The organism is Cellulomonas gilvus ATCC 13127, from assembly GCF_000218545.1.
Taxonomy (GTDB): domain Bacteria; phylum Actinomycetota; class Actinomycetes; order Actinomycetales; family Cellulomonadaceae; genus Cellulomonas; species Cellulomonas gilvus.
In genome coordinates this window covers 3,179,751-3,199,548 of record NC_015671.1, presented here as the reverse complement: position 1 = coordinate 3,199,548, position 19,798 = coordinate 3,179,751, and the positions used below count along the sequence as shown (strand labels likewise).

The following is a 19,798-nucleotide window of genomic DNA, read 5'->3' as shown; positions in this document are numbered from 1 at the left end:
AGGCGGTCCGCGACGCTGGGTCTGAGCGCGCGTGACGACGACCGCCCGATGACGCCCTGTCGACCGTTCGCGCGGCGTGCACCGTGCAGCAACTCCTCAGTCGCGTGGGGACTCCAGGACGGCGATGGGGTCACGGCGCACGGTGCCGACGAGTGACGTGAGGACCGTGGCGCCGAAGATGAGACCGAGCCCGGCGGCCAGCGTCACGGCGACGTCGAGGTCGAGCACGTGGGCGTCGACGCCGAAGGCGCGGTCCGCGAAGTCCCGGACGGCGGGCTGCGCGGTGGTCAGGACGGCGAGCGACGCGGCCGAGGAGGCCACCAGCACCAGCGCCGTGTCGGCGGAGAGCATGGCGGCGATGCGCCACGTGCCCGCGCCCATCGACCGGGCGAGGGCGTAGAACCACGAACGCTGACGGGTGACGATGGCCTGCACGGCGACGAGCGCGATGCCGGCGAGCACGAGCACGCCCCAGCCGATGACGCCGTACGTGAGGCCGACCCCGCGGGAGGCGTCACGGACCGAGGCGTTCTCCTGATCGATGCGTTGCACGGTCACGCGGGGCCCGGGGTCGATCTCGGTGGACGCGGCCAGCGGGGCGATCGTCTCCAGGGCGAGCGAGTGCACCTCGTCGGACAGGTCCTGGTCCTGGCCGGTGACCACGATGAATCCCCGCCGCAGAGGACCTGTGGTGCTGAGCAGGACGAGGTCCTGGTAGTCGCCGCGCAGGTAGAGGCGCGTGCCGTAGACGGCCTGGTGGTCGGCGTCCGGGAGGTAGAGCGCGTCGGGCGGGATCTGCTGGCCGTCGATGCACCACACGGTGTCGATCCCGCCGGTGTCGCCGAACGGCAGGTCGAACGGGACCCCCGGTGCGCGCCACAGCACGCGCAGGGACTGCTCGCCCACCTGCTCGAACGGCGGGCACTCGGAACGGGTCTCGGGGAGGTCGACCCACTGGCCCCACACGCTCGCGCCGAGGCCGGCCGCGGTGTGCCGTGCCGCCTCGTCGACTGTGGCGTCGCTCGCCTGGAGCGAGCCGTCCAGCGAGACCTCGTAGGAGCCGTGCAGGCCGGAGTCCTGGACGATCGCGGAGTCGAGGCCTTCCTGGGAGACGCGCGCGAGCTCGGACACGAGAGCGAAGATGACGATCGCGACCGTGGTCAGCACGGTGAGCATGACGATGCGGAACGGCGACCGGCGCGCGAGGACCACGGCGAGCCGGAGGGAGCGGCTCACCCGACGTCCTGCGGGGACGCGGCGAGCCGGCCGCGCACGATGCGGACGGTGCGGTCGGCGCCGGCGGCGACGACGGGGTCGTGCGTCACGACGACGACCGCCGCGCCCGTCTGCGCGGGCGCGGCGTACAGCAGCGAGCACACCAGCTCGGCGTTGGTCTCGTCGAGGTTGCCCGTCGGCTCGTCGGCGATCAGGAGACGCGGGCGGGCGAACAGGGCCCGCGCGATCGCGACTCGTTGGCGCTCGCCGCCGGACAGGTCGCTCACCCGCCGCGCCGCGGCATGACCCAGTCCGACGAGGTCAGCGGCGTCCGCCGCGCGCTGCCGCGCTGACCGGCGCGACTCGTCGCTGCGGGTGACGAACCACTGGAGCATGACGTTCTCGGTCACGCTGAGATGCGTCTCGAGGTGGAAGGACTGGAAGACCATGGCGATCGTGCCGGCCCGCACCGCGTGCCGGACACGGGCGGAGTCCACGGCCCGGCCCTCGACGCGCACGTGCCCCGACGTCGGGGACCGCATGAGGCCCATGACCGCGACCAGTGAGGACTTCCCGCTGCCGGACCGGCCGACGACGGCGGTCGAGGACCCCGGCTGCACCGCGAGAGTCACACCGTCGACGGCCCGGACGGGCTCGGCACCGGTCGGGTACTCGACCACGACGGCTTCGAGCTCGACCACCGGGGGCGCGCTCACGGGGCGGTGGCGGGCAGGACGAGCTCCGCGCCCACAGGCAGCGGGGTCCGGATGACCCGCACGACGCCGTCGCTCGGGCCGACGTCCACCGGGATCTCGCGCTCCGTCCCGCCGTCGACGACGGTGACGACGTAGCCCGAGTGGTCGGAGCCCACATAGGCGTTCGGCACCAGCGTCGCGTCCGCGATGACCTCGGACGTGACCGCGAGGCCGGCGCGCAGACCGGGGGCGGTCTCGGCCGTGCGCGGCAGGCGGCACCGGAGGGTTGCGGTGGACTCGTCGTCGCCGTCCAGGTCCGGGACCACCCAGACGTGCGCGCACGCGACGTCGCGCTGCCCGACGACTGTCTCGACGGTGGCGACCGCGCGGATGTCCAGCGCACGCAGGCGGAGGTCCTGCAGCCCGGACAGCGGTGTCACCACGTCCGTGCCGGTCGCCGCGAGCGTCAGGTGACCGCCGGCGTGGTCCACCACGCCAGCGACCGGTGCTCGCAGCACGCCCGCAGCCTCCTCGAGGGCGTCCAGTGCCGCCGCGTCGATGCGGCTCGTCCCGGCCGCCGCCGCGAGCTCGGCGCGGTATGCGCGGTCCACCTCGACGCGTGCCACCTGGTCACCGGCCTCGACGGGCGTCCCGTCCTTCACCGTCGGCACGACGCGCGTGCCACGCGGCCCGTCCAGCGTGATCGGCACGCCGTCGGCGGTCGTCGCGTCCAGGCGGTAGTCGAGCGCGAAGTCGCGCTGCAGCACCGTCGCGCGAGGCTTCTCGTCCGCGGCGGTGGCGGACGGCGCCGCCGCGGGAGTCTCGGGACGTGCGTCGTCGGTGCAGCCGCACAGCGCGAGCAGCACGACGAGACCCGCCGCGCTAGCCCGCCAGGACATCGACGATCGTCCGCTGCGGGTCCTGCGGGTCAGCCACAACATCACGGCACCCGCCGTCGCCCAGGAGCCAGTCCCGGAGGCCGTCGGGGTCACCCGAGTCCACCGCGTCGTCGACCATCGAGACCCAGCCGTCCATGAACTCGTCGAACCCGTCCTCGGGATGATCGGGGCGCGCGACCGCAGGGGTCTGAGGCCGTGTGCCCGACAGCAGCCAGGCATCCCGCGCCGTCACCACATCGCGGCAGAAGACGGTCGAGGACACGTTGAGCTGAGTCATGAGGACGCGTTCGCCCTCGGGGGCGGAGTCGACCGTCTCCAGGAGCTCAGGGTCGGCGAGCCGCTCCTGCACCACGTCCGGAGGCAGCCCGGCCAGCGCCGGCGAGTCCGGCTCGAGGCGGTCCGGCGTGCCCGCGCCGCACGCCGCCATCGTGACGAGCGCTGCCCCGAGCGCTCCGATCCGCAGACTTCTGTTCACGTGCCCCCCGTCCTGGTGCGCCCCCGGGCGCCCGACGACGGTATTGCCGGTCCTCGGCGCGCCGACGAAGGGCCGGGCGTGACGCGCGTCACACCAGCGCCGACCGGTCGGTACCCGAAGGGAACGAGGCGTGCCGACGCGGGGCGGCTGCTAGTTTCCGGCCATGGTGGGTTCGTGCAGGGGGACGACGGCGTCCGCGTCGGGCCGACGCCGCAGCGGGGCGCTGACGTGACCCCGGTCGAGCCGGGCGAGCGCGCGCCTCGGGACCGGCCGTGATCGACGCGGTTGCGGTGGCGGTCAGCGTCGGCGGCGTGCAGGCGCTGGAGGCCACGGACCTGAGTGCCGCACCGGGCGAGGCGGTCGCGGTCGTGGGGCCGTCGGGTTCGGGCAAGAGCACGCTGCTGCGTGCGCTGACCGGAGTCCAGGTGCCCAGCTCCGGGTCCGTCACCATCGCCGGGGTCGTCGTGACCGCGCTACCGACGGGGGCGCGCGCGACGTTCCGCCGCGAGCACCTGGGAGTGGTGTTCCAGGACCCTGAGCTCTTGGAGGAGCTGAGCGTCGTCGAGAACGTCGCGCTGCCGCTGGTCCTGGCCGGGCTAGCGCGGCGTGCGGCCGTGGCACGGGCGCAGGAGCAGCTGAGGTCGATGGGGCTGGGCGACAAGGCCGAGGCGTCCCCCGGGACGTTGTCCCGCGGCGAGGCGATGCGCGCAGCGGTGGCGCGAGCGCTCGTGTCGCGTCCGGACGCGGTGATCGCCGACGAGCCGACGGCCTCGCTGGACCGGACGAACGCGCTCGCCGTCGCCCGGCTGTTGACGGCGAACGCGCGTGCAGCGGGTGTCGCCACCGTCCTCGCCACCCATGACCCCGACGTCGTGGCGCTGTGCGACCGCGTCGTGGACCTGCGCGCCGACGCGCACGTGGCACACGTGTGAGCCGCGCCAGCCTGATCGTCTCCCTGGCGGTGCGTGTCGCGTGGAGCACCGATCGCTCGCAACGCTGGCGTCAGGTGACGCTCGTGCTCGCGGCGCTGATGAGTGTGACGGCGATGGCGTTGGGGGCGGGGATCGTCTCGGCGTCGCAGCAGGCCGCGCAGCGCATCCTCGACCGGACGCCCGCAGTCGACTTCGCATCGCCCGACGCACCGCTGCACGCGGTCGTGCGCGGCGGGTTCCTCGACGTCCGGCAGTTCCCGGTGCTGTGGCTGGACCCGCGGGCCGGCGACGCTCCGGTGCCGCCGGGCCTGAGCCGGCTGCCGGACCCGGGGACTTACGTCGTGTCACCGGCGCTCGCCGAGGCGGGTGTCGCGGACGCCCTGGGGTGGCGGACCTCCGCGGCCGGATCCGGTGTGCGCGGCACCATCGGGGACGACGGACTCGCCTCGCCGTCGGAGTGGTACGCGTACGCGCGGCCGGCCGACGGGCGTTCGCTCGGCGCGGGTGGGGCGCTCGCACCGGTCGCCGGCTTCGGCGTCGCCGACGCGACGTCACCCCAGCTGAGCGTGGAGACGGACCCGATCATGCCGTCACCGCTCGCAGCGCTGTTCGGTTCGCTGTGGCTGCTGACGATCCCCGCACTGGTCGCCCTGGTCCCGGCCGCGTCGGCCGGCTCGGACGTCCGCGCCCGCCGCGCACGCGTGCTGTTCCTGCTCGGGTCGCGCCCCGTCGATCTCATGGCGCTCGGCGCACTCGAGACGTCAGCGCTCGTCGCACCCGCCGCGCTCGTCGCGGCACTGACGTGCGCCGCAGCGGCCCCGCACGTCGGCCATGTCCCGGTCGCCGGGATCGACCTGCGGGCCGGGGACCTCTCGATCCCCGCCGGGCAGTCCGCGGCGATCGCGCTCGCGGCCGTCGTCGTCGCCGGCGCGGTCGGCGCGCTTCGGCTCCGGCCCGGCGACCCGTCGGTGCGCGGCCGCTCGGTCCGGCGGGTTCGCTGGTTCAGTGCCGTGCCGCTCTGGCTCGCGGTGTCCGGCATCGTCGCTGCCCGCCTGTTCACGCGGCCGACGAGCGTGCTGATCCTTCTCGCCACGCTCGTGGTGACGACGCTCGCGTTGCCGTTGGCGCTGCCCTGGTTGGTGCGGCGGGCGGCCGTGCCGTTGGCCCGGCTGCGCGGTGTCGGACCGTGGCTCGCCGGGCGTCGCCTCGCAGCGGATGCGCGGGGTCTTGCCCGCCCGGCCGCGACGCTCGCGCTGCTCGTCTTCGTGCTGGGAGCAGGCTCCGGTGTGTACCTGCAGATGACAGCGGCCGATGCGCCCGAGAGCTCCGGCGTGTACGAGGTGGGATGGCGTGAGCCGCGCCCCGGCGACGTCGCGTCCTTGCGCGACGCGCTGCCCGGCGTGGCGGTGGGCTACCGGACGTCGAGCGGCACCGCGGTCTTCGACTCGTGCGAGGACCTGGCCCGTGGGCTCGCCGACGAGGGGTGCGGCGAGCCCGACGCGCTGGTCAGGCGGGCGCGCATCGCGCTGGGCGCCCCGGTCGAGGTCGCGCACGTCGTCGAGGAGGTTAGCCCCGACGTCGTGGCGGGCGGCGCTGTGGTGCTGGCGCGAACAGGCGCGGTGAGCCTGGACGAGGTCGAGGCCGCGGCGAGCCACCTGCCCGCGGCCGACGTCGCACCGCGGGGTGAGGTGGCCATGGCGGCTCCGTACATCGCCCGCTGGTGCGCGGCGGCACTCGTGGCGGCAGCCGCCCTGCTCAGCGCGGGGGCCGCTCTCGCGTTCGGCAACCGTGTCCTGGCGGTGTCGGGCGAGGACGCGGTGCTGCTGGCGCTCGGCGCCGAGCCGCGGACGGTCCGCTCGGTGCAGCGCTGGAGCGTCGCGTGGCCCATGGCTGTCGCCGTCCCGGCGGCAGGCGCGGCCGCGGTCCTGTTCACCTGGGCGGCGAGCGCTGCCGACCTCGCTGCCACCGCGACCACGGTGATCCTGCTCGAGTGCGCGATCGTGGTTGGCTTCGCTGCAGTGCTGCTCGCCGCGCTGGCGGCTGTGCAGCGTCGGCGCGCGCGGCGCTGACGCGGGTGGCCGAGCGGACACGATGTCGGTGTGCCGGAAGGAGAGCTGCGCCAGGTCCTCGTCGAGTTGCGCGACCTCCTCGACGATGCGGACGAGCAGTTCTGGGCCGGGTGGGCTCGAGATCGCCTGGTCGCCCTCGACTCGGGAGCCCTCGATCCCCGTGAAGTCCGTCGCGCGTTCGGGGGGATGGGCAGCTTGAACGACCTGCTCCTCGATCCCTTCAACGGCCACACGATCGAGCCTGCCGCCAGTTCCTGGACCAGCCGGGCGCTCATTTTGGGAGCACGTTCTCCCGGGCGAAGTAGGCCGAGGCCCGCTTGAGGATCTCGACCTCCATCTCCAGGACTCGGTTGCGGCGCCTCAGTTCGACCAGTTCACGCCGCTCGTCGCTGCTCACGCCCTCACGGCGACCGGCGTCGACGTCGTCCTGGGCCACCCACCGGCGCAGGCACGACTCGCTGATCCCCAGATCGGAGGCGACCTTCGCGACCGACTGCTGACCCGATCGGGCCAGATCCACTGCTCGGCGCCGGAACTCAGGCGGCTTGGCTGCAGGCATCCAGGACTCCTCTCCGAGACGATCATCGCCTCAGACCAGGTGTCCGGAGAAGCGGGCCAGGCTCCCTCTCACTTCAAGACTCTAGGGGGAGTCAATGCGTTTGAAGCAGACCAAGCGCGCCGCTCTGGCACTTATCGCCAGCGCAGCGCTGATCGTCGGCAGTGCTGTCGGAGCGTCGGCGTGGACGAACAGTGCGGACATCACGTGCACGTCCTCCACCGGCTGGCAGGTTCACATCAAGACCTACAGCTGGGGTGACACGTATCACGAGTTGGTGACCCCGGAGGGGGCGCGGTACGGGTGGCGTTACGCCAACGGATTGGCCTACAAGACGCGGACAACCAAGACGGCCAAGCAGATGGCAACCTCGGTCACGGTGATCGCTGACGATCTGGCGAGCGCCAGCCGCTACTGCGGCACGATCTAGGCGCCGAAGGATTCGGCGTGGGTCGCACCGGTGCCGCCGTGCGACCCACGCCTTCGTGCGACACGGAGTAGACATCGTGCGTGAGATGGTGCCGTACCAGGTGGCTGGCTTTGGGTGCGGCTCTGAGGCGGATGTGCGAGAGTGCGTCCGGCCAAAGGGATAGCAGGGGGAATGACGATGGCAGTGATGGACAATCGGACGCGCCAAGCTCGACTGGTTGCTCGGCGATGGATGCTGGGCGGGGTGCTTGTTGTTGGGGCTGTTCACGGTCTGTCGGCGTGCACGGGCGAGACGCCGCAGGCTCAGGCGCAGTGGTCTCCGCCGGCGTGGTTCGCGGAGCAGGCGCGCGAGTCGGAGGAGTCCCGGCTCGGGTATCAGCGGTGCATGGACGACAAGGGCTGGGACCGCACGATGATGGCCGGCGGTGGGTCCGAAGAGCCCTTCGTGTTCGGCAAGGACGAGGACCGCTCAGAGCTGGAGAGGTTCGACGCGGATGTGGAGGAATGCCGCATCGAACTCGGCTATCCGGCGCCGCACGAACCCACTGCGGACGAGCTCGGCGTCCAGTACGACGCAGAGCAAGATGTCGCGGCATGCTTGGAGCACCTCGGGTTCGACATTCCCGAGCCGCCGTCCCGTGAGGCGTGGGTCGAGGCATTGATCAGTGGTCGCGAAGACGGGGCCAGTGCTGAGGTGTGGAGCCCGTACGGGGAACTCGCACGGATGGTCGAGGACGATCCGGGAAACGCCGAGCTCGCGGGCCGAATCGAACGTGCCGAGGTGCAGTGCCCGCAGTACTCGGCGCTGTGATGGGACGCGCGCGGGCGGCGGTGGCGTGGACCGCGGTCGCGGTGGTCGCCGGTGGCCTCGGGTTCTGGGCGGGCCGGGCGACGTTCGTCCCGCCGTCGCCGCAGGCGGAGTCCAGCGCTCCGGCTTTGGTGAGTGTCGAGCAGGGAGTGATCGGGTCGACGATCGAGGCACCCGTGACGGTCTCGTGGCCGCGGCTCCCCGCACTGACCAGCCCGCAGGGCGGGATGGTCACCTCGATCGACCTGACACCCGGAGAGCCTGTCGACCAGGGCGACGTGCTGCTCACGCTCGACCTGCACCCGGTCGTCGTGGCGCAGGGAAGCGTGCCGTCGTTCCGTGAGCTGGCCCCCGGGGACGAGGGCGCCGACGTCGACCAGCTGCAGCGCATGCTCGCCGACCTCGGGTACCTGGAGACCGAACCGGACGGTGTCTACGGGTCGAGCACGCAGACAGCTGTTCGTGCCTGGCAGAAGGCGTCCGGACAGCCGTCGACCGGCACGGTCGCCGCGGGCTCGGTGGTGTTCGTCCCGAAGCTGCCGACCCGGATGACGCCTGCGGCCGAGGTGACGGTCGGCCGGACCGTCGCCGGCGGAGCGGACCTCCTGGTGCCTGTGCAGTCGGTGCCCGAGGTCACGATCCGGCTCGACGCGGACCGGCGGACGCAGACCCCGACGACGGGGCAGGCCGTGCGTGTCGACCTCGACGGGACGCAGGTCGAGGGCGTCGTCGGGGAGTCCGCCGTCTCGGCCGAGTCGGGCGCGACGACGTGGCAGGTGCTCACCGCCGACGGTGACCCGCTGTGCGCGAAGCAGTGCCCAGACCTCCCGTTCACCGACGACCAGCTCACCTCCACCGCAACGATCGTCACCGCACCGGAGGTCACCGGACCCGTGGTCCCGCTGGCGGCGCTCGCGACCGCGGCGGACGGTTCGTCGTTCCTCGTCGGACGGGACGGAGACCGGGTACCGGTCACCATCGAGGCGCAGGACGGGACGCGGGCGGTCGTGACCGGGATCGCGGCCGGGACTCGGGTCCTGCTGTTCGCCGGCTCACCCGAAGCCCAGCCGGACCAGCCGGGCGGCGATCCGGCTGGCGATCCGGGCGATCAGCCGGACACCGACGCCACGGCTGCCGCCGGATGAGCGCGCGGCTCACGGTCCGGGAGCTCGGCTTCCGGTACCGGCGTGGCGCGCCGCTGGTGATCAGCAACCTCGACCTCGACTTCGCGCAGGCGGCGGTCACGACGATCACGGGCGCCTCGGGCCGCGGGAAGTCCACCCTGCTGTACCTGGTCGCGGGCCTGCTGCGACCCGCGGCGGGGCACGTCCTGTGGGACGACGAGGTCCTCGACACCCAGCCGGACGGGCGCCGCGCACGATGGCGTGCGACGACGTCGGGCTTCGTCTTCCAGGATGCGATGCTCGACCCCGCGCGCACCGTGATGGACAACGTCTGCGAACCCGCGCTGTTCGCCGGTATGGCCGCGGCGACCGCGCGTGACCGGGCGGGTGACCTGCTGCGGCGCGTCGGGGTCGGGCACCGGGCCGATCACCGGCCCGGTGAGATCTCTGGAGGCCAGGCGCAGCGTGTCGCCATGTGCCGCGCGCTGGTCACCGACCCACCCGTGCTGTTCTGCGACGAGCCGACCGGCAACCTGGACGACGACTCCGCGCAGGTCGTGTGGGAGGTCCTCACGGAGTCCGCGGCGGCCGGCGCGACGGTCGTCGTCGCGACGCACGACGCGCGCCTCGCCGCGCGTGCGGACGAGCGGGTCACCCTGTGACGGTCGAGCGCGTGGCACCACCGGTCGCGGCGACCCGAGACGGGGCCGCGAGGTCGCGGCCGCAGCTCGCCGGTGCTCCGCGGATGCGCGCACTGGGCCGCGATGCGGTCCTCACCGCACGCGCCCAGCCCGTCGCGACCGCGACGGCCGCGGTCGTCGTCGCCCTCGTCACTCTGGTGACCTTGCTGACGACAGGCCGTGCGGCTGCGACCGAAGCGGCGGTCGTCGCGTCGATCGACGCCGTCGGCACACGTCTGGTCGTCGCGACGGACACCACGGGTGAGGCCGGGATCGACCCGGCGACCGTCCGTTCCGTCGCCGCTCTCGGCTCTGTGAGCTGGGCGTTCGGGCTGGGTCCTGCGGTCGACGTCGAGAACGTCGGCGCTGGGCGTGCGGGTCCGGTTCCTCTGCGCGCGTTCGTCGGCGACCTCCCGGCGGACGTCGCGCTGACCGTCGGACGCCTTCCGACGAGCCCCGGCGAGGTGGTGGTCGGGCGTGCGGCGTCGAGCGCCCTGCGGATGCCGGACGTCGCCGGCGCCGTGAGCGACGGGACGCGCGGGCTTGCGGTGGTGGGTCAGATCCACGGGTCCGGGCCGCTGAGCTTCATCGACCAGGGTGCTCTGCGACCGGCGGGGGCGGACGAGGACGTTCCGCTGCGCTACGTGTACGTGCTCGCCGGGTCGGCGACCGGCGCGCAGGAGGTCGCCGACGCGTTGCGCGCTCTGCTGGTCGCCGAGGTGCCGGCCGCGGTCGACGTCTCGGTCTCGGACGGCGCCCTGGAGTTGCGCGACGTGGTCGCCGGCCGCCTGGGGGCCGCGTCGCGGCAGACGATGGCCGGCGTCCTCGGAGTGGGCCTCGTGCTCGTGACCGTCACGATGCTCGGGGCCGTGGCGGGCCGGCGTCGGGACTTCGGTCGCCGGCGTGCGCTCGGGGCGACGAGGTCTGCGGTCGTCGCTCTGGTGCTCGTGCAGTCGGCGTGCGCTGGGCTGGTGGGCGCGGTCTTGGGCGGGATCGGAGGGCTGGTCGCGCTCCGGATCGACGGTGTGGCGTGGCCGTCCGCCTCGTTCGTCGGCGGCGTGCTCGTCCTGGCGGTGCTGGTGACGCTCGTCGGGTCGGTGCCGCCGGCCGTCGCGGCGGCCCGGGCGGACCCGGTGCGCATCCTGCGCGTGCCGTGACGGCGGTGCGAGCTCAGTCGCAGTAGTCGCAGACGCCGGTGCCCGGCAGGGTCATCGAGCAGGTGGGGCAGACGGGGGCCACGCGCTCGGGTGCGGCGGTGGAGCGGCGTGCGGTCGTCGTGGTGGCGGCGCGGGTGGACGTCCGGGGCGACGAGGCCCGGGTGGCGGGCCGTGGTGCGACGCGCGTCGCGGCCGCGGGTTCGACGACCTCGAAGCCGTGCTTGCGCAGGATCGCGGTGGCGGCGGCGATGCTGCCGGTGATCTCGTCGGCCGGTGCGAGGCGACCGTGATCGGCACGCCGTCGGCGGTCGTCGCGTCCAGGTGGTAGTCGAGCGCGAAGTCTCGCTGCAGCACCGTCGCGCGAGGCTTCTCGTCCGCGGCGGTGGCGGACGGTGCCGCCGCGGGAGTCTCGGGACGTGCGTCGTCGGTGCAGCCGCACAGCGCGACCAGCACGACGAGACCCGCCGCGCTAGCCCGCCAGGACATCGACGATCGTCCGCTGCGGGTCCTGCGGGTCAGCCACAACATCACGGCACCCGCCGTCGCCCAGGAGCCAGTCCCGGAGGCCGTCGGGGTCACCCGAGTCCACCGCGTCGTCGACCATCGAGACCCAGCCGTCCATGAACTCGTCGAACCCGTCCTCGGGATGATCGGGGCGCGCGACCGCAGGGGTCTGAGGCCGTGTGCCCGACAGCAGCCAGGCATCCCGCGCCGTCACCACATCGCGGCAGAAGACGGTCGAGGACACGTTGAGCTGAGTCACGCCGCCACCGCGGCGAGAGCGGCCCCCAGCGCTCCGATGCGCAGTCTTCTGTTCACGTGCCCCCCGTTCTGGTGCGCCCCTGGGCGCCCGACGACGGTCTTGCGCTCACCGGCGCGCCGACGAGAAGTCCGGCGTGACGCGCCGCACATCCGTGTCGTGACATCCGCCTGCGTCGGGGACGCGGCGCAGCGTTCGGCGCTCAGGGGGTGGCCGACCCGTCCCGGACGGGTGACATCCCGGAGGTCTAGGCTCGCCGACGTGGCGGGACGCGGCCGGGCCCTGGTGGTCACCGTCGCCCTGGTGTGGGCGACGGTGCTCGCACAGGGGCGTGCGGTGGCCGAGACCTGCGTGCCGGTCGGCTGGCGCACGGCGCTCGAGCTGCACCTGAGCACCGCGGCGCAGGTCACGGGCTGCGTCGACGAGCGTGGCGGCGGTTCCACGGGTGCGCGGGCGGCGGTGCTCATCGCGGTCGCGGTGCTGCCGCTGCTGGGCGTGCCCTTCCTGCTGGCGCCGGCGGTCCCGGCCGTGGCGCGCGCCGTCTCGCCGCTGGTCGCGGCGGTGCGGGGACTGCTGGCGCGGCTCGTCGTCGGGACGGGTGCGGCGTGGACGCCGCGCGTGGGCACGCGGGTGCCCGCGACGTTCCGCGCGTCGTCGGCGCGGGGTGCGGGGCATGCGAGCGCGTGGTCGTACAGGGGGCCGCCGCGGCTCGTGTGAGCCGCGACCCATCCCCACCGACGACCGACGGAGCAACCGACCATGACCACGAACGACGCGCGCCCCGGCGCGCCCCTGACCAACGCCGAACGCCGCGAGCAGGCGCGGCTGCAGGCCCAGCAGAACCGCATCGCCGCGCAGCGCAAGCGCCGGTCGCAGCGCGTGGCCGCGGTGACGATCCTCGCCCTCGCGCTCACCGGGCTCCTCACGGCGCTCGTCGTGACGTTCCTCCAGCAGCGGGAGGGGGACGCGGCGAAGTTCCCCGAGGCCCGCCCGACGGTCGGGGGAGTGGTGCTGCCGCGCGCCGCCGACCCGGTGCACGGCGGCGTGCCCGTGAGTGCGGCCGGCGCGGGCGTCGCGGCCGAGGACGGCGTGACCGTGCACGTCTACCTGGACGCGATGTGCCCGTACTGCGGGATCTTCGACCGGGTCAACGGTGCCGACCTGGAGGAGCTTGCGCAGCAGGAGGGCGTGACGGTCGTCTACCACCCGGTGGCGGCGCTGGACGAGCTGTCCCGCGGGACGGCGTACTCGACGCGTGCTGCGAACGCGGCGGGGCTGATCGCCGATCAGGACCCCGAGCACTTCACCGCGTTCCTCTCGGCGCTGTTCGCGGAGGGCACGCAGCCGCAGGAGAACACGCCGGGCCTGAGCGACGACGAGATCGCGGACGTGGCGCGGTCGGTGGGTGTCGACGACGACGTGGTGGCCCGGTTCACCGAGCAGGGTGACCAGGGCCGGACGTTCGCGGGCTGGGCGGCGGCCGGCATGTCGCAGATCCCGCCGAACGAGGAGGGCAAGGTCGGGACGCCCACCGTCACGATCGACGGGGTGCGCTGGACCGAGAACTTCACCGTCCCGGGTGCTCTGCGGGCGGCCGTCGAGGCGGCGCGAGGCTGACGGGCCGCGCCGGCCGTCGCTCGGGCGGCCGGCGCGGGCTCACGGCGTCACCAGCACGAGCGTGCCCGCGGGCACCGCACGCCACAGGACGTCGAGCACGTCGTCGGACACGCGGATGCACCCGTTGGAGACCTCGCCACGGGACGCGAGCGTGGTGGTGTGGAACGCGGTCGCGGACGTGCCCGTCGCGCGGTCGTAGTCGTCCATCGTCTCGCTCTGGCTGGACAGCAGGATGATCCGCGGCGTGGTCGAGCCGGGGTCGGTCCAGAACGTGCCGACGACGAACTGCGGCCGCGGCGGTGTGGGACGTGACGGGCTGCCGGTGGCGAGCACGGGGTAGGTGGTGACGGCCGTGCCGTCGTCCACGGTCATGGTCTGCCGCGCCGTGGAGACGGTGATCCGCCAGTCGGTGCCCGCGGGCTGGGTGTCACCGGTGCGGATCCACGCGGTGCGCTCGTTGGTGCGGGTCGCGTCCCGGCTCGGCAGCGCGCCGCGTGCCGCGACCATGACGCGCAGCCAGCCCGGACGCTCGTCGACCACCGGCACGACCGTCCGGGCCTGGAACGTGCGCGCGGGCAGCACGCCCACGGGCGTCGCCGACCCGCCGCCGGGGGTGGCGTAGGCGGCGGTGTCCCGCACCACGACGACGGTGCGCCACCGGCCGAGCGCGGGATCGTCGGAGGCGAGCTGGGTGAGCCCGTCGAGGCCCGGCAGCCCGGGCACCACGTGCGTCGGGTCGATGGTCACCAGTCCGGTGAGGTCCACGCGGACGTCGGGCGGCGGCGCGCTCGTCTTGGAGACGGCCACGGGCGCGCGGACGACGACGGGCGGGGGCGGCGTGTCCGGTCGCGGCGCGGCGCACGCGCCCAGCGACGGGACCAGGAGCGCAGCGACGAGCACGGCGTGGCGGACGAGGCGGTGCGGGCTCATGGCTTTCCTCCTGACTTCATGGTGCCCCGGGGCAGGTCCACGGACACGCGCGCCCCCGATCGGGTGCCTCGGGCACATTGCCTCGCCGAAAAGACCGAAACCCATTGCGAGCCCGCGACCATCGGGGAAGACTCGCAGCGCACCCCGTTCCCGAGCACCGATGCCCGGGCGCGGTGCTGGGCCGGCGGCTGCCACCGACCGCCCGGCGAGGTCAACGTCGACCAGGGAGAGGGCACATGGAGCAGCACCACCACCCGTCCGCACCGAGCAGCGAGACGCGCCCACCCGGCGCCGCGCTCGCGCAGCGACCGTTCAGCCGTCGCACGGTCCTGCGCGCGGGAGCGCTCGCCACCGCGGCCGTCGGCCTCGCGGGCGCGGTCCCCGGGGCGTTCGGTGGCGCGCGCCCCGCAGCGGCCGCCGCGCTCCCGCGGCTGTCCCGCGACGCCGCGACCGCCGCCGAGCACGTCCCGGCCTACCCCGCGTCGTGGACCGTCCGGCCCTTCAACCTCACCGAGGTCTCGCTGGGCGAGTCGGTCTTCACGCGCGCTCAGCAGCAGATGGTGGACCTGGCACGCGCGTACCCGGTGGACCGCGTGCTCGTCGTGTTCCGCCGCAACGCGAACCTGGACGTGAGGGGTGCCAGCGCACCGGGCGGCTGGGAGGAGCTGGGTCCGGCGCCCGACGAGCAGCGCTGGGGCCCCGCGGAGTACGTGCGGGGGCAGAACACGCGCGGGGCCGGCGGTCTGCTGCGCGGCCACTACGGCGGGCACTTCCTGTCCATGCTCGCCATGGCGTACGCGACCACGGGCGACCAGGCGATCCTGGACAAGGTCGACGACTTCGTCGACGGGCTCGAGGAGTGCCGCGCCGCGCTCGCGGCCACGGGAAAGTACTCCCACCCGGGTTTCCTGGCGGCCTACGGCGAGTGGCAGTTCAGCGCGCTCGAGGCGTACGCGCCCTACGGCGAGATCTGGGCGCCGTGGTACACGTGCCACAAGATCCTGGCGGGGCTGATCGACGCCTACCGGTACACCGGAAGCGCGCTCGCGCTGCAGCTGGCCGAGGGGCTCGGGCGCTGGACGCACGCACGGCTGTCCGCGTGCACGCCCGAGCAGCTCGAGCGCATGTGGGGCATCTACATCGGCGGTGAGGCCGGCGGCATGAACGACGCCCTGGTGGACCTCTACACGCTGTCCGCCGCGGCGGACCGTGACGACTTCCTGGCCGCGGCCGCGCTGTTCGACCTGCGCTCGCTGGTGACCGCGTGCGCGCAGGACCGCGACACGCTCAACGGCAAGCACGCCAACATGCACATCCCCACGTTCGTCGGCTACGCCAAGCTGGGTGCCTGGACGGGCGACGCCACGTACACGGCCGCCACGCGCAACTTCTTCGGGATGATCGTGCCCGGCCGGATGTACGCGCACGGTGGCACGGGCGAGGGCGAGATGTGGGGCCCGGCCAACACGGTGGCCGGGGACATCGGCCCGCGCAACGCCGAGTCGTGCGCCGCCTACAACATGCTCAAGGTCGCGCGGACGCTGTTCTTCGAGCAGCAGGACCCCGCGTACATGGACTACTACGAGCGCACGGTGCTCAACCACATCCTGGGTGGCAAGCGCGACCAGGCCTCGACCACCAGCCCGCAGAACCTGTACATGTTCCCGGTGGGGCCCGGGGCCCGGAAGGAGTACGGGAACGGGAACATCGGCACGTGCTGCGGCGGCACGGGCCTGGAGAGCCCGGTCAAGTACCAGGACTCCATCTGGTTCCGCTCCGCCGACGACTCGGCGCTGTGGGTCAACCTGTACGTCCCGTCCGAGCTGCGCTGGACCAGCCGCGGCCTGCGGATCGTGCAGGAGGGCGACTACCCGAACGACGAGACGGTCACGCTGCGCATCGCGGAGGGGGCGGGCGAGCTGGACCTGCGGCTGCGCGTGCCGGCGTGGGCGACGTCGTTCGTCGTCGCCGTCAACGGCGCCACGGTGGCGAGCACCGCCGCGGGCACCGCGACGCCCGGCACGTACCTCTCGGTGGACCGCACATGGGCCGCCGGTGACCAGGTGACCATCACGCTGGCGCTCCCGCTGCGCGCCGAGCCGACGATCGACCGGCCCGACATCCAGTCCCTGCAGCGCGGCCCGGTGGTGCTCAGCGCGCTGAGCTCCTCGACCAAGTACCTGCAGGTCTCGCTGTACGACCGGATGGGCCTGGACGGCTCGCTGTCCCGCGGCGTCGACGTCGACGAGCAGGGCTACGTGACCATCGGCACGCAGCGGTTCGAGCCTGCGTTCTCCGGGCAGGACGTGGCGTACCACATGTACGTGCAACGCTCCGAGAAGCGCATCACGTTCGCGGGCGTCGACTCGGGCGCCGCCAACCCGACACGCCCGGACGGCACGTCCTTCCTCGACGAGGTGTGGTCGGCCGCGCCGTTCGCGGACCGCCAGGAGCTGCTCGAGCGCGTGCAGACGACGTCCGCGGCCTGGGTCGCCGAACGCCTGATGAGCGCACGGGACCGGCAGAAGGTGCTCGTGGCCGTCGCCCGCGCGCCCTTCACGCGGCCGGCGGTGACCCGATGAGCGCGCGGCGCCGGCTGGTCGCCGGCCTGTCCGCCCTCACGCTCGTCGGGACGCTGCTGGGTGCGGGAGTCGCGGCCGGGACGGCGGCGAGTGCGGCCACCGGGGTGCCCGCGGCCGCGCTCGCGGCTGCCGACGAGGTGGTCGAGACCAACGTCGCGCTGATCGCCGAGCCGACCGTGAGCTACGTGCCCGGCTGGAACAAGGCGTCCGCGCTCAACGACGGCACCGAGGCCACGCCCGACGGCCACGGCTCCGTGTGGGGCACGTACGGCCAGTTCGAGCCGCAGCACTGGGCGCAGTACGACTGGCAGTGGCCCGTCACGGTCAGCCGGTCCGCGGTGTGGTTCTGGAACGACGCCAACGGTTCCGCGAACGTGCTGAGCCCCGCGGCGTGGCACCTGGAGTACAAGGACGCAGCGGGCGACTTCCAGCCCGTGGACGTGGCCACGTACCCGATCGCGACCGGCACCGCGCAGGTGCTCGGCCCCAACACCGTGACGTTCACGCCCGTGACCACCACGGCGCTGCGCATCGTCCTGGACGCGCAGGAGCGCGGCACGCCCGACCCGTACTACGCGGTGGCCGCCACCGAGTGGCAGGCGTGGGGGACCGGTGGCACCGAGCCCGAGGAGCCCGTCGACCCCGACGCGCCGATCGCGGTCGAGGACGTCGCGGTGCGCACGCTCGTCGGGCAGGCGCCCAGCCTTCCCGACGAGGTGTGGGTGCTGCCCGAGAACGGCCCGCTGACGTACGTCGACGCGACGTGGGACCCCGTGCCCGCCGGTGACGTCGGCGAGATCGGGACCGCGGCGGTCGTCGGGACCGCGGGCACGGTGGACCTGTCGGCGACCGTGCACGTGGTCGCCGACCTGGCGTCCCCGGTCGATGAGGTGGACCACACCACGACCATCACCACGCCCGGCGTGGCACCCGTGTGCGCGCGCAGCGTGACCGCATGGCACACGGACGGCAGCGCCGACTCGACCACGCCCGTCACCTGGGACGCGGCCGACCCGGCCGACTACGCGGAACCCGAGCAGCTGTTCGTGGTCGAGGGTGAGGTGGCCGGCTTCGCGCCGCCCGTCGAGTGCACGGTGTGGGTCATCGCACCGGTGGTCGACGAGGAGGCCCCCGGGGTCGTCGTCGACGTGGACTCCGCGCCCGCTTCGTCGGGCTGGTACACCACGGCACCGCAGGTCAGCGTGCGCGTGGTCGAGGGCGGTGCGCCCGTCGAATCCGTGGAGCTGCGCATCGGCGACGGCGACTGGCAGCCGTACACGGAGCCCGTGACCGTCGACGCCCAGGGTGCGGTGACCGTCGCGGCCCGCGCGACCGACACCGAGGACCGCACGGGCGAGGGCACGCGCGCGCTGAAGATCGACACGCGCGCACCCGTCACCGGCATCGACCACGTGCGGGGAGCGACGTCCGCGACGTTCACGCTCACGCCCACGGACCCCGAGCCCGGCGCGGGCCTGTCCCGCACGCTGTTCTCCTACGGCCCGAGCACGGACCCCGAGTCCAGCGAGAACGTCATGTGGGCCACGTACGACGAGCCGTTCGGCGTCTCGCTGGACGCGGACCGGCCCGTCTACGTGCACGTGCGCTCGCAGGACCTGGCGGGCAACCAGGAGGAGACCCGCACGGTCGAGCTCGCCGCCACGGGCCCGCTCGCGGTGACCCCCGCGGCACCCGTGCTCACCGCCCCGCGGTGCGTGGAGGGCGAGGCGGTCGACGGGTCGCTCGCGATCCCGGCCACCACCGGCGTGGTGTACCGCATCGGCGGCGCGACGGTCACGGGCACGGTCGCCGTGCCTGCGGGCCAGACCGTGACCGTCGTGGCGCGGCCCGCCACGGGGTACACGTTCGTCGGGGACGCGCAGGTGGTGTCGTTCGTCGTGACCGCCGCCGTGCCCGACTGCACGCCGGCACCGCGGCACGTCGAGCCCGGCACCGTGACCGTCACGGGCACCCCGACCGTCGGCCGGCGGCTCACCGCGACCGCGGCCGGCTGGGGACCGGACGGCGTGCGCCTGGCGTACCAGTGGTACGCCGACGGCACGGCGGTGCTCGGCGGCAACGCACCGAGCCTGGTGCTGACGCCCGCGCACGCCGGCGCGACGATCACGGTGCGCGCCACCGGGTTCGGCGACGGGCTCGTCACGGCCTCGCTCATGTCCGGACCAGTCGGGCGCGTCGCCCGGGCGACGTTCGTCGCGCCCCGGCCCACCGTGGCCGGAACCCTGAAGGTCGGCTCGACCCTCACGGCCCGGCTCGGCACGTGGCAGCCCGCACCCACGGGCGTGACGTATCGGTGGCTCGCGGACGGCACGACCATCACGGGCGCCACCGGCAGCACGCTTCGGCTGACCAGCAAGCACGTCGGCAAGAAGATCGCCGTCGCGGTCACCGGCACCCGGGCGGGCTACACCACCGTGACCGTCACCTCGGTGGCGCGCACGTGGTCGCTGCAGGCCGGTGCGGTGACGATCAGCGGCACGCCCGCGGTCGGCAAGACGCTGCGCGCGGACCCCGGCACGTGGGGTCCGGGCACCGTCACGCTGCGCTACCAGTGGAAGGTGAACGGCGTCGCGGTCACGGGCGCCACGTCGCGCACGTACACCGTGCGCGGCGCCGATCGTGGCGACAAGGTCACGGTCACCGTCACGGGCAGCAAGACCGGCTTCCCGACGACGAGCCGCACCTCGGGTGCCGTCCGCATCCGCTGACCCGCCCCGCACCAGGGCGCCCGCCACCCGACCCCGGGGCGGCGGGCGCCCTGCTGCGTCCCGCCGTCCAGGCCTCCCGACGCCGCCGCGGCGCCGCGGTTACGCCGAACGGGTGGTCCGATATGTCTGATATTGCCGAAT

The 19,798-nt window shown here is 73.8% G+C and carries 20 protein-coding genes; 13 read left to right on the top strand and 7 right to left on the bottom strand.

Annotated features, from left to right (window positions below; all coding sequences use genetic code 11):
- Positions 1–96: 96 nt before the first annotated feature.
- From CELGI_RS14625 to CELGI_RS14610, 4 genes are read right to left on the bottom strand one after another with little or no spacing between them, the layout of a single operon-like run.
- Positions 97–1,236, bottom strand: a complete 1,140-nt coding sequence (locus CELGI_RS14625) for an FtsX-like permease family protein (protein ID WP_013884911.1) — start codon at positions 1,234–1,236, stop codon at positions 97–99.
- A complete protein-coding gene (locus CELGI_RS16825) occupies positions 1,233–1,931 on the bottom strand; it encodes an ATP-binding cassette domain-containing protein (protein WP_013884910.1) in 699 nt (232 codons plus the stop codon). Before CELGI_RS16825 ends, CELGI_RS14625 begins: the two co-directional genes overlap by 4 nt.
- Complete coding sequence (locus CELGI_RS17485; protein WP_013884909.1) at positions 1,928–2,809, bottom strand: efflux RND transporter periplasmic adaptor subunit; 882 nt, start codon at positions 2,807–2,809, stop codon at positions 1,928–1,930. Before CELGI_RS17485 ends, CELGI_RS16825 begins: the two co-directional genes overlap by 4 nt.
- Positions 2,793–3,284 carry a hypothetical protein gene (locus tag CELGI_RS14610; protein ID WP_013884908.1) on the bottom strand — a complete coding sequence of 164 codons (492 nt, stop codon included), beginning with the start codon at positions 3,282–3,284 and terminating at the stop codon, positions 2,793–2,795. The genes CELGI_RS17485 and CELGI_RS14610 overlap by 17 nt, the downstream gene beginning before the upstream one ends.
- Positions 3,285–3,556: 272 nt before the next feature.
- Between CELGI_RS14610 and CELGI_RS14605 the strand changes: the two genes are divergently transcribed.
- The 3 genes from CELGI_RS14605 to CELGI_RS17830 are packed head-to-tail and all read left to right on the top strand — an operon-like array spanning position 3,557 to position 6,606.
- Positions 3,557–4,216 (top strand): ABC transporter ATP-binding protein, encoded by a 660-nt coding sequence (locus CELGI_RS14605; protein ID WP_013884907.1) that lies wholly within the window; start codon positions 3,557–3,559, stop codon positions 4,214–4,216.
- Positions 4,213–6,285 (top strand): hypothetical protein, encoded by a 2,073-nt coding sequence (locus CELGI_RS14600; RefSeq protein ID WP_013884906.1) that lies wholly within the window; start codon positions 4,213–4,215, stop codon positions 6,283–6,285. Before CELGI_RS14605 ends, CELGI_RS14600 begins: the two co-directional genes overlap by 4 nt.
- A 30-nt stretch (positions 6,286–6,315) precedes the next feature.
- Positions 6,316–6,606, top strand: a complete 291-nt coding sequence (locus CELGI_RS17830; RefSeq protein WP_407636803.1) for a DUF6966 domain-containing protein — start codon at positions 6,316–6,318, stop codon at positions 6,604–6,606.
- Here the strand turns inward: CELGI_RS17830 and CELGI_RS14595 are convergent.
- Complete coding sequence (locus CELGI_RS14595; protein ID WP_013884905.1) at positions 6,557–6,844, bottom strand: IS3 family transposase; 288 nt, start codon at positions 6,842–6,844, stop codon at positions 6,557–6,559. The genes CELGI_RS17830 and CELGI_RS14595 overlap by 50 nt on opposite strands.
- 100 nt (positions 6,845–6,944) lie before the next feature.
- Here CELGI_RS14595 and CELGI_RS14590 point away from each other — a divergent pair, with 100 nt between their 5' ends.
- The 6 genes from CELGI_RS14590 to CELGI_RS17415 all read left to right on the top strand — a co-directional run bounded on the left by CELGI_RS14590 (position 6,945) and on the right by CELGI_RS17415 (position 11,329).
- The gene (locus tag CELGI_RS14590) at positions 6,945–7,271 is read left to right on the top strand and encodes a hypothetical protein (protein WP_150104758.1); all 327 of its coding nucleotides are present in this window, start codon (positions 6,945–6,947) and stop codon (positions 7,269–7,271) included.
- Between the two features lie 171 nt (positions 7,272–7,442).
- Positions 7,443–8,081: a hypothetical protein gene (locus CELGI_RS14585; RefSeq protein WP_013884903.1), complete on the top strand. Its 639-nt coding sequence runs from the start codon at positions 7,443–7,445 to the stop codon at positions 8,079–8,081.
- Positions 8,081–9,223, top strand: coding sequence for a peptidoglycan-binding protein (locus tag CELGI_RS14580; protein WP_013884902.1), 1,143 nt, complete (start codon positions 8,081–8,083; stop codon positions 9,221–9,223). The genes CELGI_RS14585 and CELGI_RS14580 overlap by 1 nt, the downstream gene beginning before the upstream one ends.
- A complete protein-coding gene (locus CELGI_RS14575) occupies positions 9,220–9,864 on the top strand; it encodes an ABC transporter ATP-binding protein (protein WP_013884901.1) in 645 nt (214 codons plus the stop codon). Before CELGI_RS14580 ends, CELGI_RS14575 begins: the two co-directional genes overlap by 4 nt.
- A gap of 83 nt (positions 9,865–9,947) precedes the next feature.
- Complete coding sequence (locus tag CELGI_RS14570) at positions 9,948–11,039, top strand: FtsX-like permease family protein (RefSeq protein WP_013884900.1); 1,092 nt, start codon at positions 9,948–9,950, stop codon at positions 11,037–11,039.
- Positions 11,040–11,077: 38 nt separating this feature from the next.
- The gene (locus CELGI_RS17415) at positions 11,078–11,329 is read left to right on the top strand and encodes a hypothetical protein (RefSeq protein WP_013884899.1); all 252 of its coding nucleotides are present in this window, start codon (positions 11,078–11,080) and stop codon (positions 11,327–11,329) included.
- A 179-nt stretch (positions 11,330–11,508) separates the two neighbouring features.
- Here the strand turns inward: CELGI_RS17415 and CELGI_RS14560 are convergent, their stop codons facing one another.
- On the bottom strand, positions 11,509–11,802 hold the full coding sequence (locus tag CELGI_RS14560) for a hypothetical protein (RefSeq protein ID WP_013884898.1): 294 nt from the start codon (positions 11,800–11,802) through the stop codon (positions 11,509–11,511).
- Positions 11,803–12,060: 258 nt separating this feature from the next.
- Here CELGI_RS14560 and CELGI_RS14555 point away from each other — a divergent pair, with 258 nt between their 5' ends.
- Both CELGI_RS14555 and CELGI_RS14550 read left to right on the top strand, forming a co-directional pair.
- Positions 12,061–12,516: a hypothetical protein gene (locus CELGI_RS14555; RefSeq protein ID WP_013884897.1), complete on the top strand. Its 456-nt coding sequence runs from the start codon at positions 12,061–12,063 to the stop codon at positions 12,514–12,516.
- 42 nt (positions 12,517–12,558) lie between these two features.
- On the top strand, positions 12,559–13,416 hold the full coding sequence (locus CELGI_RS14550) for a DsbA family protein (RefSeq protein WP_013884896.1): 858 nt from the start codon (positions 12,559–12,561) through the stop codon (positions 13,414–13,416).
- Positions 13,417–13,455: 39 nt separating this feature from the next.
- Here CELGI_RS14550 and CELGI_RS14545 read toward each other — a convergent pair whose 3' ends face one another.
- Positions 13,456–14,346: a L,D-transpeptidase gene (locus CELGI_RS14545; RefSeq protein WP_013884895.1), complete on the bottom strand. Its 891-nt coding sequence runs from the start codon at positions 14,344–14,346 to the stop codon at positions 13,456–13,458.
- A gap of 236 nt (positions 14,347–14,582) precedes the next feature.
- On the opposite strand from CELGI_RS14545, the gene CELGI_RS14540 reads away from it, so the two are divergent.
- Together CELGI_RS14540 and CELGI_RS16625 are read left to right on the top strand one after the other, a co-directional pair.
- Positions 14,583–16,928, top strand: a complete 2,346-nt coding sequence (locus CELGI_RS14540) for a glycoside hydrolase family 127 protein (RefSeq protein WP_013884894.1) — start codon at positions 14,583–14,585, stop codon at positions 16,926–16,928.
- Positions 16,925–19,657 (top strand): Ig domain protein, encoded by a 2,733-nt coding sequence (locus CELGI_RS16625; RefSeq protein ID WP_013884893.1) that lies wholly within the window; start codon positions 16,925–16,927, stop codon positions 19,655–19,657. The genes CELGI_RS14540 and CELGI_RS16625 overlap by 4 nt, the downstream gene beginning before the upstream one ends.
- Positions 19,658–19,798: the final 141 nt, after the last annotated feature.